Here is a 13191-nt window from a genome sequence, read left to right on the forward strand (position 1 = left end):
GACGACCAACGGTCGTCCCCCACCGGGTCGCTTGTCACTCTCCCACCGGGTCATTGTCATGCACCCACCGGGTCGAGACGATCAGGGCTTCCGGCAGCCCAGCATCCCAAGATCGATCGCATCGGCCATGCGCGCATAGCCTTCATCGTTCGGATGCAGGTGATCGCGGGTGATGCCGCCCGGCAGCGATTCCGGCACCGCCGGGTCACGCAGCGCCGCATCGAAATCCACGACGCCGTCATAGCCACTCTGCGGCCCGCGCGCCCAGGCATTGATCGCCGTGCGCGTGGCAGCTGAAACAGGTTCGTAGCGCTCCGAGCCACCGAACGGGGTCAGCGTGCCGATGAACGCACGCCCGCCGTGCAGGTGCACGCGGTCGGCGATCTGCCGGTAGCCGGCCTGCATGTCTTCGGCGTTGCGGCCGGGCAGTGGTGCCGGCCCACCGCCATGGCGGATATCGTTGATCCCTTCGAACACGATCACCTGGTCGGCATCGGCGGTGGCGATCACATCGCGATCCAGCCGCGACAGCGCGCTGTGGCTGCGGCCGTGGTCGAGCAGTTTGTTGCCACTGATGCCCTGGTTGAGCACCACGAAGCGGTCTGGGCAAGCGCTCTGCAACCGCACCGCCAGCCGTTCGGGCCACTGGTTGTACGAGCCGCGCTGGGCGGTGGCGCCCTCGGTGATGGAGTCGCCGAGCGCCACGATCACCGACGGCCGATCCGCGCGCTGCACCAGCACCGCGGAGAACACATTCTGCCGGTAGGACACCGCCACCGAATCGGCGATGGTGGGATGACGGCCATCGACGACCCGCACGGTGGTGCGACGGACCGCAGGCCGGGTCGCCTGCGGGAAGTAACCAGTGACCCGGATTTCATCCAGCGCGGCCGCCTGCAGCGGTACCGCGTCAGTCAAAAGCGCCGCGCCAACCGGCACTTCGATGAGCGCGCGTCCGGCCACGGTGACCGGCAGCGCCGTGCCGGAAGGCCCCTGCACGGTCACGTCCTGCAACCGCAGCGGGGCAACCCCGAGTTCATTGCTGATGCGCAGCCGCAACGCATCGGCGCGGCTGCCCAGCCGCATGTCCTGGCGCACGGTCTGTGCAGCGAACTGCATGGGGGCCTGCGGCGTGCCATCCAGGCGATCCGGCGCGGGCGAGGCGGTCCATGCGGTGACCCACACCGGCTGCGCAGGGGCAGCCGATGCGGAGAGCGCCGAACCAAAGGCAAACGAAACAGCAGTGATCCAGCGCAGCATGGCAAAACTCCGGTCAGGAGAAGAACGTACCGCCGTTGACGTCGACGTTGGCACCGGTCATGAAGGCTGCCGCGTCCGAGGCCAGGTAGACCGCCACGTCGGCCGCCTCTTCCGGCCGGCCCTGGCGACGCAGCGGCGTACCGGCGGCCACCGCAGTGCGCACTTCCGGCTTGGTGAACTCATCGTGGAAGCGGGTGGCGATCATGCCGCAGCACAGGGCGTTGACCCGGATTCCCTTCGGGCCGAGTTCCTTGGCCATCGCACGGGTGAAGGTCATCACGCCGGCCTTGGCCGTGGCGTAGATCGCCGCGCCCGGGCCGCCGCCGTCACGTCCGGCCTGCGAGGCGAAGTTGACGATCGCCGCGCCTTCGCTCATGTGCGGAACGACCGCGTGGGTGGTCAGGTAGGTCGAGGTCAGGTTGAGGTCGATCACCTTGTGGAAGAACGCCGGATCGATGTCGGCCAGCGGGCGACGCTCCACCATGCCGCCAGCCACGTTGACCAGCACGTCGATGCGGGGGCCGAACGCGGCCTGCGCCGCAGCGACCAGGCCGGCAACCGCAGCCGGATCGGTGACGTCGGCGCGGTGCACGATGGCCTGGCCACCGGCGGCCTGGATCAGCTCCAGGGTCTGCCGTGCACTGGCTTCATCGTTGGCGTAGTTGATGCACACGCGGGCGCCGGCAGCGGCCAGCTTGATCGAAATGTCGCGACCGATATCGCGGCCGCCACCGGTGACGATGGCCACCTTGTCCTGGAATGACATGGGGTGAAACTCCTTGTTTACGTGAGGGGGAAAAAAAGGGAGCGCAGGCACGCGCTCAGGAATCCGACGAAGGGGCATCGAGGCGGCGCACCGTACCGGTGATCCACCACAACGCGATGAGCGAGAGCGGCACCAGGGCCGCCACCAGCATGAACATCGGCGCGTACGACTCACGCGTCAGCACCGGCACCAGCCAGGTGGTGATCAGCGTGCCGGCCACGGCGGCGAGGCCACCCAGGCCGGCCAGCGTGCCGACCGAGCGTCCGCCGAACAGGTCACCCGGCAGCGTCTGGATGTTGCCGATCGCCACCTGGAAGCCGAACAACACCGCGGCGATGGTCAGCACGGCGGTCAGCGGCTCGGCCGCCAGCACCGCCCCGAGCAGGGCAGGGGCCATCACCATGCAACCGAGGGTGATCGACCATTTGCGTGCGCGGTCCACGCTGTGGCCGGCGCGGATCAGCCGGCCGGACAACCAGCCACCGGTCAGGCTGCCGAGCATCGCGCCGACGAACGGGACCCAGGCGAACAGGCCGATCTGCTTGATGTCGAAGCCGAAGGTTTCGGCCAGGTAGATCGGCAGCCAGGACACGAACAGCCACCAGATCGGGTCCAGCAGGAAGCGGCAGGCCAGCATGCCCCAGCTCTGCCGGTGCGCCAGCAGTTCGCGCACGCTGCGCCGCGGTGCAGCCGGGTCGGCCGCTCCGGCCTGGTCCTGCATGATCAGCCTGCGCTCGGCGTCGCTGACCCACGGATGCTTGTCCGGCCCGGCGCGGTAGACGAACAGCCACGGCAGCAACCACAGGAACCCCATCGCACCGATCACCACGAAGGTGCCGCGCCAGCCCAGCCACAGGTACAAGGCGGCGATCGCCGGCGCCGACACGATCGCACCGATCGAGGCACCGGCATTGAACACGCCCTGCGCCAACGCACGCTCGCGCGCGGGGAACCATTCGGCATTGGCCTTCACCGCGCCCGGCCAGGCGCCTGCTTCGCTGACCCCGAGCATCGCCCGCACCAGGCTGAAGGACAGGATCGAATGGGTGACCGCATGCAGCGCGATGGAGATCGACCACACGCTGATGGACAGGGCGAAGCCCATCCGGGTGCCGATCAGGTCGAACAGGCGCCCGAACAGGAACTGGCCCGCTGCGTAGAACAGCATGAACACGGTGACCAGCAAGGCGTAGTCATCCTTGGTCGCGCCGACCTCGCGGGCGATCTCCGGCCACATCACCGCCAGCGCGTTGCGGTCGATGTAGTTGATCACCGTGGCGACCGCGATCAGTCCGACGATCAGCCAGCGTACCGCCGAGCGCACTGGCACCTTGCGCAACGTGTCGATGGCGGCCGGCCCCTTCATCGTGCATCTCCTTTGCCGGCCGCGCGGTCGATCCGCGCATGGCTGCCGCGCCAGCGATAACTGCGTCCGTCGACGTTGACGGTGTGTTCGACATCGGCGCTGCTGTCATCGGCCACGCCCAGCGCAATGCGCGCGCCGCTGGCCAGGGTCACCTCGACCAGCTCGGCATCGCTGCCGCGTGCGCGCTTCAGGTCGCGGATCTGGCTGTCGGCACCGTGCACGTACTCGGCGGTGCCGTTGTACTCGCCATGCGGCTCCAGCACGCTGAAGAAGCTCACCGCGCGCTGCCCGTCCACGCGCTGCACCAGCGCCGGTTCGCGGCGCAGGTTGAACTCGGGATCATTGGCACCACTCTCCACCAGCAGGGCCTGCGAAGGCGCGCTGCTGCCGAAGCGGTAACTGTAGAAGCGTCCATCGAGCAGCCAGGCAAGCGTGCGCGGATCGCTGTCGGCCTGACTGCGCGCATCCAGCCACAGGTGCTGGTAGCCGTTTTCCCTGCCCAGCACCGGGCGCTGGTCCACGAAGCGCTCGGCCTCGAATCCGGTGCTGACGATGTGGCCATTGAAGTGCAGCGGCAGGTCGAAGCGCGCTGCCTTGTCCGCACTCACCTGGAGCAGGTCCAGCACCACGGGCAGGCCCAGCTCCGGATGCTTCAGCAGGGCCTGGGTACGGGTGAATACCACGCCGGGATACGCATCGCGCATCGTCGCCGAAGCGACCTGGGTATCCTTGCCGGCCTTGAAGAAGCGCACGGTCGGCGCATGTTCCTCGCCGACCTTCCAGTCGCCGTTGAAGTGGCTCTTCTCGTCCACCACCAGCGTGTTGTGGGCGATGGTCTGCTTGGCCCAGCTGCGGTTCTCGGCCAGGTAGATGCCACCGCGCTTGGCTTCCACGTTGAGGAAGCGGGCCGAGCCGTAATCGGTCACCACCCGCTGCCCGTTGTCATAGAACAGCCAGTTGAGCTTGTCGAAGTGGCCGTGGCCCATGCCCTGCATGGTGTCTTTCTGTACCAGGGCCTGGCCGCGTTCACCGCCCATGCGCAGGATCGCCAGGCCACCTTTGTCACCGTCCGGGCCATCGCGCAGCAGCATCGGGGTGTAATCGAACGGCTTGGCCTTGCCGGCGGCCAGGCCCTGCGCCACCTTCAGCCCTTCCGGGGTCAACAGCAGGCGTCCCTGCTGTTCGGCGACGGACAGCAGCCGGTCATCGCCGCTGCGGGAATAGGCGATACCAATGCCGGCCACCAGTTCCTCGGTGTCCACGCCCTTGTCCAGGATCGCATCGTTGATCGGGAAGAACAGGCCGTCGTAGCTGCTCTGCACCAGCACGTCGACCGCCTTCAGCAGCACGCCATCGCGGCGCTCGAAGATGCGGCGTTGCGGTTCGTTGCGTTCGATGGCGTTGGCGAACAGCAGGAACGGCGCCAGCGCATAACGCTGGTAGTAAGGGCCTTCTTCGTAATAGCCGTCCGGCGAGAACAGCAGGTCGACCTGGCGCAGGAAGCCGAATTCATCATCCTTGCGGCTGCCGCGCAACGACTTTTCCACCAGCTCCTGGTCGCGCAGCACATAGCCGGTCATGCCGGTGGCCGCTACCGCCCAGGTGGAATGGTTGTGGATCTGGTCGAAGTTCTTCGGCTCACTGGCGAGGAATTCAGCCATCGGACGGAACACGTTGTCATCGATGGTCTGGCGGTCCTTGGCCGGCAGTGCGTCGCGGATCGCGTCGTAGCCCTGCACCGCATTGACCAGCCACACCGAGTCGTTCAGCACCTGCCAGAAGACCCGCCCCGGGATCTGCCCGCGGCCTTCCGGATGCGGGCCCAGCGTCGGGTACAGCGTGGCGTACTCCAGCAGCATGCGCCGCGCGTAGTCCACGTAGGCGGTGTCACCGGTGAGGCGGTACAGCGTGCCAGCAGCCAGCAGTGCCTGGTAGTTGCGCTTGTGCTGTTCGTGGGTGCGGCCGCCGCCCTTGTCCTTGGGGAAGGGCACGTCGATGCCGGCCTTCATCATTTTTTCCAGCATCGCCTTGTTGCGCGCCTGCTCCTTGGCGAACCACGGATAGCGCGCACCATCGCTGGCCATCTGCTGCCACTGCGCAGCGGTCACCAGCACCGGGGTCGTGCTGCTTTCCGCCGCTGCGGGAGCCGCGGCGAAGGCCGGCGAGGCGGGCAGCAGGGCCAGGGTTGCGGTAGCAGTAGCCACGGCGAGGGCAAGCGAAAGGCAGGTGTGTTTCATCGATCAGCTCCGTTGGCGGACAGACGGTGGCCGACAGCGGCCGCATCCGTCCATTCCCCTTGTTTGGGATACCAGGTGACCCCGGTATCGTCGCGCGGTATCACCGCCAGGTTGGTTGCCGCGCCCACGTCGGCCAGCGCGGACGAGGGCGACCACAGTCCGTTCGGCGCCTGCACCAGCGTCACGGTCATGCTGTCCACGCCGCCCGGCAGCGCGGTGGAGGCAAGCGGTGACTGCACATTGCCGCTGAAGGCCACGCCGGCCAGGCTGCCATCGACCGTCACCGGATTGGCACCGGTGCGGTTGACGATCAGGTTGGCGCGGAACTGGCTGCTGCTGGGCGGCACCACCATCGCGCTGGCCGCGTTGTAGCCCACGCCGAAACTGATCTTGGCCACGTCGACGAAGGTATTGCGCTCGATCAGGGCATCCACCACCGGCGAGTAGCCCGACAGCGCGGCGTTGGCCTGGCCGTACATCACCGCCAGGCCGGCGCGGTTGCTGCTGCCGGCCAGCGCCTGGAAATAATTGTTGCTGACCTGCTGCTGCGCGTTGATCACGCGTACGCCGCCGGTGCCAGCCTTGCCATCACCCAGGAAGACGTTGTCCAGCACCCGGTTGCCGTTGCCATGGCGCAGCGTCAGCGACCCGGCCGAGCGGTAGAACACGTTGCCGCGGTACGTGTTGCCGCCGGACTTGTTGGAAATGATCTCGGTTTCGCCATCGCAGCCTTCGAACCAGTTGGCTTCCACGGTGCTGTTGGAATCGCTGAGCGAGGTGTCGCTGGTGCCGACGCGTAGTGTTTCGCCACCGTTGACACCCAGCGCCGGCCGCGGGCCGAACCAGTTGTGGTCGATGCGATGCTGGTTGTCCAGGCCCTGGGTGGCATCACGCACCACCACCACCGTAGGACCGGCATTGGTCTTGCCGCGCAGCTGGCTGTGGTCCAGCCGGTTGAATGCGCCGTAGAGCATCACCCACTGGTCCTGGTCGGCCGGGTCCGGATTGCTGTAGTCATCGATCACCAGCCCGGTGACCCGGCTGTTGCGCGCCACTGCCTTGCTGGATTCCCGGAACGCCACCACTGCATCGCTGGGGCTGTAGCCGTTGCGGAACACCAGGTTGGCCACATGCAGGTGCTGGCCGGCCAGGCGCAGGTCCGACTGCCCGGTGAGCACCACCTGGCCGGGGGACTGCGCGCGCAGGGTGATCGGCGCGGCCGCGGTGCCATTGCCTTTCAGCAGCAGGCGCGTGTTGTTCCAGGTGCCGTTGGCCAGCACGATCTCATCGCCCGGCTGCAGATTGGCGGAGGCGGCGGTGTATTCGCCGGCGTCGTGCACCAGGTAGCTTGCCGCCTCGGCGGGCGACGCGAACGGAATGCCCAGCGCCAGCAACAGGGCGGCGGTCAGATGGCGTGACGGACACTGCATGGTGTTCCCTCCGAAGCGTGGCCTGCGAAGCAGGAGATGATTGTAAGCCGTAGTGCTAGTCCAGTTGGGATGCAAAGTAGGGCAAGAACATCGCCAAGTCATGCTGCAACAGCACATCTTTTAACCGTGAATTGGCCTATAGCAGTGGTAAGACGAAAGAATCAGTCCAATTGGTTGACATTTGTGTGTCCGCATGTCGAAAGTGCGCCCCATGCCCGCTGTGCGGGACATCCTTTGGGAGGAGGACATCATGCGTCGTACTGAACTGCCCGTTTCACCGTTCCATCCACATCCGCTGGCGGTCGCCCTGCTGGCAGCGCTTTTCGCCGCAGCGCCTGCCATGGCCCAGCAGGCCGATCCGCCAGCCACCGGCGCGGCCACCACGCTGGACCAGGTGCAGGTGACCGGCATCCGCGAATCGATGCAGAGTTCGATCAACAAGAAGCGCGACGACACGGTCATTTCCGATGTGCTGTCGGCTGAAGACATCGGTGACCTGCCGGCGCCGTCGCTGGCCGACGCCATCGAGACGCTGACCGGCGCGGCGTCCACCCGCGACAAGACCGGCGCCTCGGAAATCTCGATCCGCGGCCTGGGTGCGTTCCTGAGCAGCACCAATTTCAACGGCCGCGAGATCACCAACGGCAGTGGCGATCGTTCGGTGAACTTCAACATGTTCCCGGCCGAACTGATCAATACCGTGGCGATCTACAAGACCCAGCGCGCCGACATCATCGAAGGCGGCGTGGCCGGCACGATCGGTCTGGAGACGGTGAAGCCGCTGGAATACGGCAAGCGCTCGGTGCAGATGGACCTGCGCGGCAGCTGGGCGGAGTACGACAAGAAGTACAAGGACGACGATGGCATCGGCTACCGCGGCACGGCCAGCTACATCGACCAGTTCGAATTCAGCAACGGCGGCAAGCTCGGCGTCTCGCTGGGCATCCAACGCCTGGAAGGGTCTGATCCGGAAGAGAGCATCACCAGCGGCTCCACCTGGTACGCCTGCGACGGGCGGGTCAATGTCGCCAACGCCAACTGCACCGAGCCGGGGGCTGCCGCGATCGCGGCCGGCACGCCTTACTACCTGGTGCCCAGCAGCCGGATCTACCGCCTGAAGCAGGAGCGCAACGACCGCCAGAGCGAGTTCGCCGCAGTGCAGTGGCGGCCCAATGATGTGGTCGAGGTCAATGTCGATGTGGAACACACCGACCGCAACTGGTATGAAAACCGCAGCGACCTGAGCCTTTCCAATACCCGGCGTGGCATCGTCGACCGCCAGGTGGACGACAACGGCGTGGTGCGCGCACTGTCGGGCAGCACCTCGATCGATTCGACCTCCAACCGCTATTGGCGCAACGAGGAGTACACCGGTGGCGGCCTCAACCTGATCGTGCGCCCCAGCCCGGCCTGGGAACTGTCCACCGATCTTTCGTATTCGCATACCCGGCGCGTCGACAATGAGCGCGCCACCCGCCTGCGCGCCAACCAGCGCGACACCGCCAATGCGATCGTGCCCGGCATCAGCAGCGGCACCACCGGTTATGTGAACTATGACTGGGCATGGCAGGGCGAGGTGCCGAGCGTCTACCTCGATCCCGCCTTCGACCCGGGCAACTGGGACGCCTACACCGGCGCGGCGCGCGTGACCTCCAGCGAGACCGAGAACGACCATCAGATCCGCGCCGGCCGCTTCGATGCCAGCTTCATGCCGGAGGACGGATTCTTCACCCGGATCAAGGGCGGGTTGCGTGCCAGCCAGGCCGATTACACGCTGCGCGACAACACCCTGGTCACCGATTACGACCAGCGCATTGCCGGTGACAAGGCCTCGATCATCGCCGCCAACCGCGGCTGCCGTACCGCCTTCCCGCAGAAGGACTTCATGGATGCCGCCAGCGGCAACACGATCTCCGAGTGGGCCTACTTCGACCCGATGTGCCTGTACCAGTCCTTCCGCGGCACCAGCGACAGCCTGCTCGACCCGTCGATGCAGGATCCCAACAACGTGGACATCACCGAGAAGACCCGTTCGCTGTACCTGCTTGGCGAGTTCGCCAGTGAATGGTTCGGGCTGCCGGTGACCGGCAACCTCGGCGTGCGCTGGGTGAAGACCGACGTGCGTTCGGAAGGCGTGCGCACCGGCCTGACCGTGGTGGACAACGGCGATGGCACCATCCGCCTGCAGCCGACCGGTGACTTCACCACCCAGACCTTCAAGGCCGGCAACGACAAGCTGCTGCCCAGCGTCAACGCCTCCTTCGAACTGCGAGATGACCTGCTGCTGCGCGTGGCGGGCTACCGCGCCATGTCGCGGCCGGACATCTCCGCCCTCGGCGCCGGCCGCACCATCAACGTCAACGGGGATGCCAGCTTCGGCAACCTGGCCGATGCGCTGGACGACATCAGTGCCAGCGGCAACCCGGCCGCGCAGCCGCTGATGAGCTGGAACGGTGATCTTTCGCTGGAGTGGTATCCGAACCCGGACACGCTGCTGGCCGCCGCCGTCTACTGGAAGCAGTTCAACGGGGGTACGGCGACCGCGCTGGTCGATGAGACCTACACCCTCAACGGCCAGTCGGTGACGGTGCCGGTGCGCCAGCAGGTCACCACCGATGAGGACAGCACGCTGACCGGCATGGAGCTCAGTGCCACCCATCGCTTCTCCTATCTGCCGCAGCCGTTTGACGGGATGGGCTTCAAGGTCAGCTACAACTACGCCGATTCGGACTACGAAACCCAGGATTCGCGCCTCGGCGAGCAGCTCGCCAGCGATGGCAGCGTGATTCCCGCGATCGTCTCCCCGGCCGGCCTGAGCGGGTTCTCGCGGCACGTCCTGTCCGGCTCGTTGTACTGGGACGTCGGTCCGTTCAACATCCAGGCCATCGCCAAGTTCCGTTCGAAGTATTACCAGGACTTCACCGGCAACACCGCGCAGCAGAACCGGTACTACGATGACAACACCAGCGTGGACCTGCGCGCCCGCTACCGGGTGAACAAAAACCTGTCGCTGTCGCTGGAACTGATGAACATCACCAATGAACCTCGCGTGGCCTACCAGCCTTCCTATGGCAACTTCCGCGAGGTGGTGAGCTACGGGCGACGTGCATTTTTCGGTGTACGATACAAGTTCTGAACGAGACGGCGCGATCCTGGTGATCGCGCCGTTGCTCCAACCGGACCAGCCCCGCGTGCGGTGGCCCGGGACGGTGCCGGAGGGAACCACCGAGGGTCAGCCCATGTCCGCCAACCGCCTGTACCAGACCATCGCCGCAAAACTGCGCAAGTTGATCGAGGACGGAGAGTTCCCGCCCGGCGCGCGCCTGCCTGGCGAACGGGAACTGGCCGAACGCTTCGGCGTGAGCCGGGTGACCGTGCGCGAGGCGGAAATCGCCCTGGAAGCGCAGGGCTGGATCGCCATCCGGATCGGTTCGGGGGTCTACGTGAAGCCGCGCCCGCTGGACGGGCAGGGCGGCTTCCCTGACGTAAGCGCCTTCGACCTGACCGCAGCGCGTGCGGTGTTCGAGGCCGAGGCGGCCGCGCTGGCCGCCGGCAACCTGGACGATGCGGACATCGCAGAACTGCGGGTGCTGGCCGAGGCGCTGTGCCGCCGCGACCTCACCGACGCCGAAGCAGGCGACTTCGACCGCCGCTTCCACCTGACCATCGCGCGTTTGTCCGGCAATCCGGTGGTGGAGTACTTCGTGCAGCAGATCTGGCGCATGCGCAGCGACCTGCCGCGGGTGGCCGAAGTCTATTCGCGGGTCTGCCACGACGATGGCGCCAGCCGCGCGGACGAGCACATGGCGATCTTCGAAGCCCTCGCCTCGCGCGATCCTGTTGCAGCGCGCAACGCGATGCGCCATCACTTCCAGCGCCTGTTCGAAGCGATGCTGGAAGCCACTGAAAACGAAGCGCTGGCGGAGATCCGCCGCCGCACCGCCCATGACCGCGAACGGTTCATGGCGACCACGCGCATTTAGAGCCTGCAACATGGGGCGCGGAGGCGGGAGAGGCTGCACAGGACACGCCGCAAGTACGTCCTTGTAGGCTACTGTTCGGCTCCTGCCTCACAGTGTCCTGTGCAGCCTCTCCCGCCTCCGCCTGACAGTTTCCTGCGCCGGTCCTGAAGCCAAGCAACGCTCGGCTGCTCTTTCTTTTCTTCTCGTTTGCCCCGGCGGACCGACCCACTGTCCGGCGGCGGCAGGCAGGGGTGTGCAGGACCGTCGTGAGGCAGGAGCCGAACGCGAGCCTACATGGACGTACTTGTGGCGTGTCCTGCACAGCCCTGCCTGCCGCCGCAGCGCGACAGACCAAAAAGCCCGCCAGCGCGGCAAACCCACCCCGCGCGGTATGCTGCAGGTCGGTTTTCATGGAAGAGGAAGCGTGATGTTCCCGACGATGTTCTTTACCGTGGTACTGGCCCTGGTGGCCGTGATCATCCTGTTCAAGGCCGTACGGATGGTGCCGCAGGGGTACGAATGGACGGTGGAGCGCTTCGGGCGCTATACCCACACCATGTCGCCCGGCCTGCACTTCCTGATCCCGATCGTCTATGGGGTGGGTCGCAAGGTGAACATGATGGAGCAGGTGCTGGACGTGCCGAGCCAGGAAGTGATCACCAAGGACAACGCCGCCGTGCGGGTGGACGGGGTGGTGTTCTTCCAGGTGCTGGATGCGGCCAAGGCGGCTTATGAAGTGTCCAATCTTGAAGTGGCGATGATCGCCCTGGTGCAGACCAACATCCGTACCGTGATCGGTTCGATGGACCTGGATGAATCCCTCAGTCAGCGCGAGGTGATCAATGCCCAGCTGCTCAGCGTGGTCGACCAGGCCACCAATCCCTGGGGCCTGAAGGTCAACCGCATCGAGATCCGCGACATCCAGCCGCCGCGCGACCTGCTCGATGCGATGGCACGGCAGATGAAGGCCGAGCGTGAAAAGCGCGCGCAGATCCTCGAAGCCGAAGGCGCGCGCCAGTCGGAGATCCTGCGTGCCGACGGTGAGAAACAGGCGACCGTGCTGGAAGCCGAGGGTCGGCGTGAAGCCGCGTTCCGCGATGCCGAAGCCCGCGAGCGCCTGGCCGAGGCCGAGGCCAAGGCGACCCAGATGGTGTCGGTGGCGATCGCAGAGGGCGACGTGCAGGCGATCAACTACTTCATCGCGCAGAAGTACGTCGAGGCCTTCAAGGAGCTGGCGACCTCGCCCAACCAGAAACTGGTGCTGATGCCGATGGAAGCCAGTGGCGTGATCGGATCGATCGCAGGCGTCGCCGAGCTGGCCAAGCACGCCTTCGCCAAACAGGAAGAGAAGAAGTCCACGCGCGCGGTCCCGCCGCGATTTGGAGACTGACATGCGCTGGGAAGTGGTCGGATGGGGGGCGCTGGCCCTGGTCTTGTTCGCCGCCGAAGCGATGGCGCCGGGCGCGTTCATGCTGTGGATCGGCATCGGCGCTGCTGCGGTGTTCCTGATCACCGCGCTGGTGCCCGGCATCCCGGTGCTGTGGCAGGTGGTGGCCTTCGTGGTGCTGAGCGTGGTGGCCATCCAGGCGTATCGGCGCTGGGGCCGCACGCGCGGGCGCGAAAGCGACAAGCCCCTGTTGAACCGCCGCAGCGAACAGCTGGTAGGCCGCGTGGCGGTGTTGCAGCAGGGCATCGTGGCCGGGCAGGGGCGGGTGAGCATCGATGATGCGTCGTGGCAGGTGACCGGGCCGGAGCTGGCGGCGGGGACGCGGGTGCGGGTGGTGGCGGTGGTGAACGGCGTTCTGCAGGTGGAAGCGAACGGGTGAGACCCCCTCGCGGGTGGCTTGCTGAAAGCGGGTTACATGCTTGGGGCCGGGCGGTGGGGCTGGTCGGGGGACGGCAGAAGCTGCATCCATGCGGGCCTCGTTTCGCGCCATCCATGGCGCGGGTACACGTCATCGCATTCGCGCTGCCGCTCCCACGCTTTGCTGCGCAAACCATGGGCCCCTCCTCACCAACACCCACACCCCGCCGCTTCGCGGCCGCCCCTGACTCGGGGGCTCCCCCCCCCCACCCGACACGCTACGGGGCCCCGGTAGCGCCGAGCCGTGCTCGGCGAGCGCAGCGGGCCGTTGGCGGAAACATCCCGCCGACCATGGGTCGGCGCTAC

9 protein-coding genes are annotated in these 13191 nt (G+C 66.5%); 4 read left to right on the forward strand and 5 right to left on the reverse strand.

Going from position 1 to position 13191, the window contains the following annotated elements:
- Nucleotides 1–81: 81 nt before the first annotated feature.
- The 5 genes from H9654_RS17205 to H9654_RS17225 are packed head-to-tail and all read right to left on the reverse strand — an operon-like array spanning nucleotide 82 to nucleotide 7059.
- Complete coding sequence (locus H9654_RS17205) at nucleotides 82–1260, reverse strand: GDSL-type esterase/lipase family protein (RefSeq protein ID WP_191771926.1); 1179 nt, start codon at nucleotides 1258–1260, stop codon at nucleotides 82–84.
- Nucleotides 1261–1273: 13 nt separating this feature from the next.
- Nucleotides 1274–2026, reverse strand: coding sequence for an SDR family NAD(P)-dependent oxidoreductase (locus H9654_RS17210; RefSeq protein ID WP_191771927.1), 753 nt, complete (start codon nucleotides 2024–2026; stop codon nucleotides 1274–1276).
- A gap of 55 nt (nucleotides 2027–2081) precedes the next feature.
- Nucleotides 2082–3392: an MFS transporter gene (locus H9654_RS17215; protein WP_191771928.1), complete on the reverse strand. Its 1311-nt coding sequence runs from the start codon at nucleotides 3390–3392 to the stop codon at nucleotides 2082–2084.
- Nucleotides 3389–5629: an oligoalginate lyase gene (locus H9654_RS17220; protein WP_191771929.1), complete on the reverse strand. Its 2241-nt coding sequence runs from the start codon at nucleotides 5627–5629 to the stop codon at nucleotides 3389–3391. Before H9654_RS17220 ends, H9654_RS17215 begins: the two co-directional genes overlap by 4 nt.
- Nucleotides 5626–7059 carry a polysaccharide lyase 6 family protein gene (locus tag H9654_RS17225; protein WP_191771930.1) on the reverse strand — a complete coding sequence of 478 codons (1434 nt, stop codon included), beginning with the start codon at nucleotides 7057–7059 and terminating at the stop codon, nucleotides 5626–5628. The genes H9654_RS17220 and H9654_RS17225 overlap by 4 nt, the downstream gene beginning before the upstream one ends.
- A gap of 250 nt (nucleotides 7060–7309) precedes the next feature.
- Here H9654_RS17225 and H9654_RS17230 point away from each other — a divergent pair, with 250 nt between their 5' ends.
- From H9654_RS17230 to H9654_RS17245, 4 genes are all read left to right on the forward strand, one after another.
- Nucleotides 7310–10195: a TonB-dependent receptor gene (locus H9654_RS17230; protein ID WP_406833492.1), complete on the forward strand. Its 2886-nt coding sequence runs from the start codon at nucleotides 7310–7312 to the stop codon at nucleotides 10193–10195.
- Between the two features lie 103 nt (nucleotides 10196–10298).
- Complete coding sequence (locus H9654_RS17235) at nucleotides 10299–11042, forward strand: FadR/GntR family transcriptional regulator (RefSeq protein WP_042615027.1); 744 nt, start codon at nucleotides 10299–10301, stop codon at nucleotides 11040–11042.
- Between the two features lie 406 nt (nucleotides 11043–11448).
- Nucleotides 11449–12411 (forward strand): SPFH domain-containing protein, encoded by a 963-nt coding sequence (locus H9654_RS17240; protein ID WP_042615026.1) that lies wholly within the window; start codon nucleotides 11449–11451, stop codon nucleotides 12409–12411.
- A 1-nt stretch (nucleotide 12412) separates the two neighbouring features.
- Nucleotides 12413–12847 (forward strand): NfeD family protein, encoded by a 435-nt coding sequence (locus tag H9654_RS17245; protein WP_042615025.1) that lies wholly within the window; start codon nucleotides 12413–12415, stop codon nucleotides 12845–12847.
- Nucleotides 12848–13191 lie beyond the last annotated feature (344 nt).

The organism is Stenotrophomonas lacuserhaii (assembly GCF_014836545.1).
In the GTDB taxonomy this organism is placed as follows: domain Bacteria; phylum Pseudomonadota; class Gammaproteobacteria; order Xanthomonadales; family Xanthomonadaceae; genus Stenotrophomonas; species Stenotrophomonas lacuserhaii.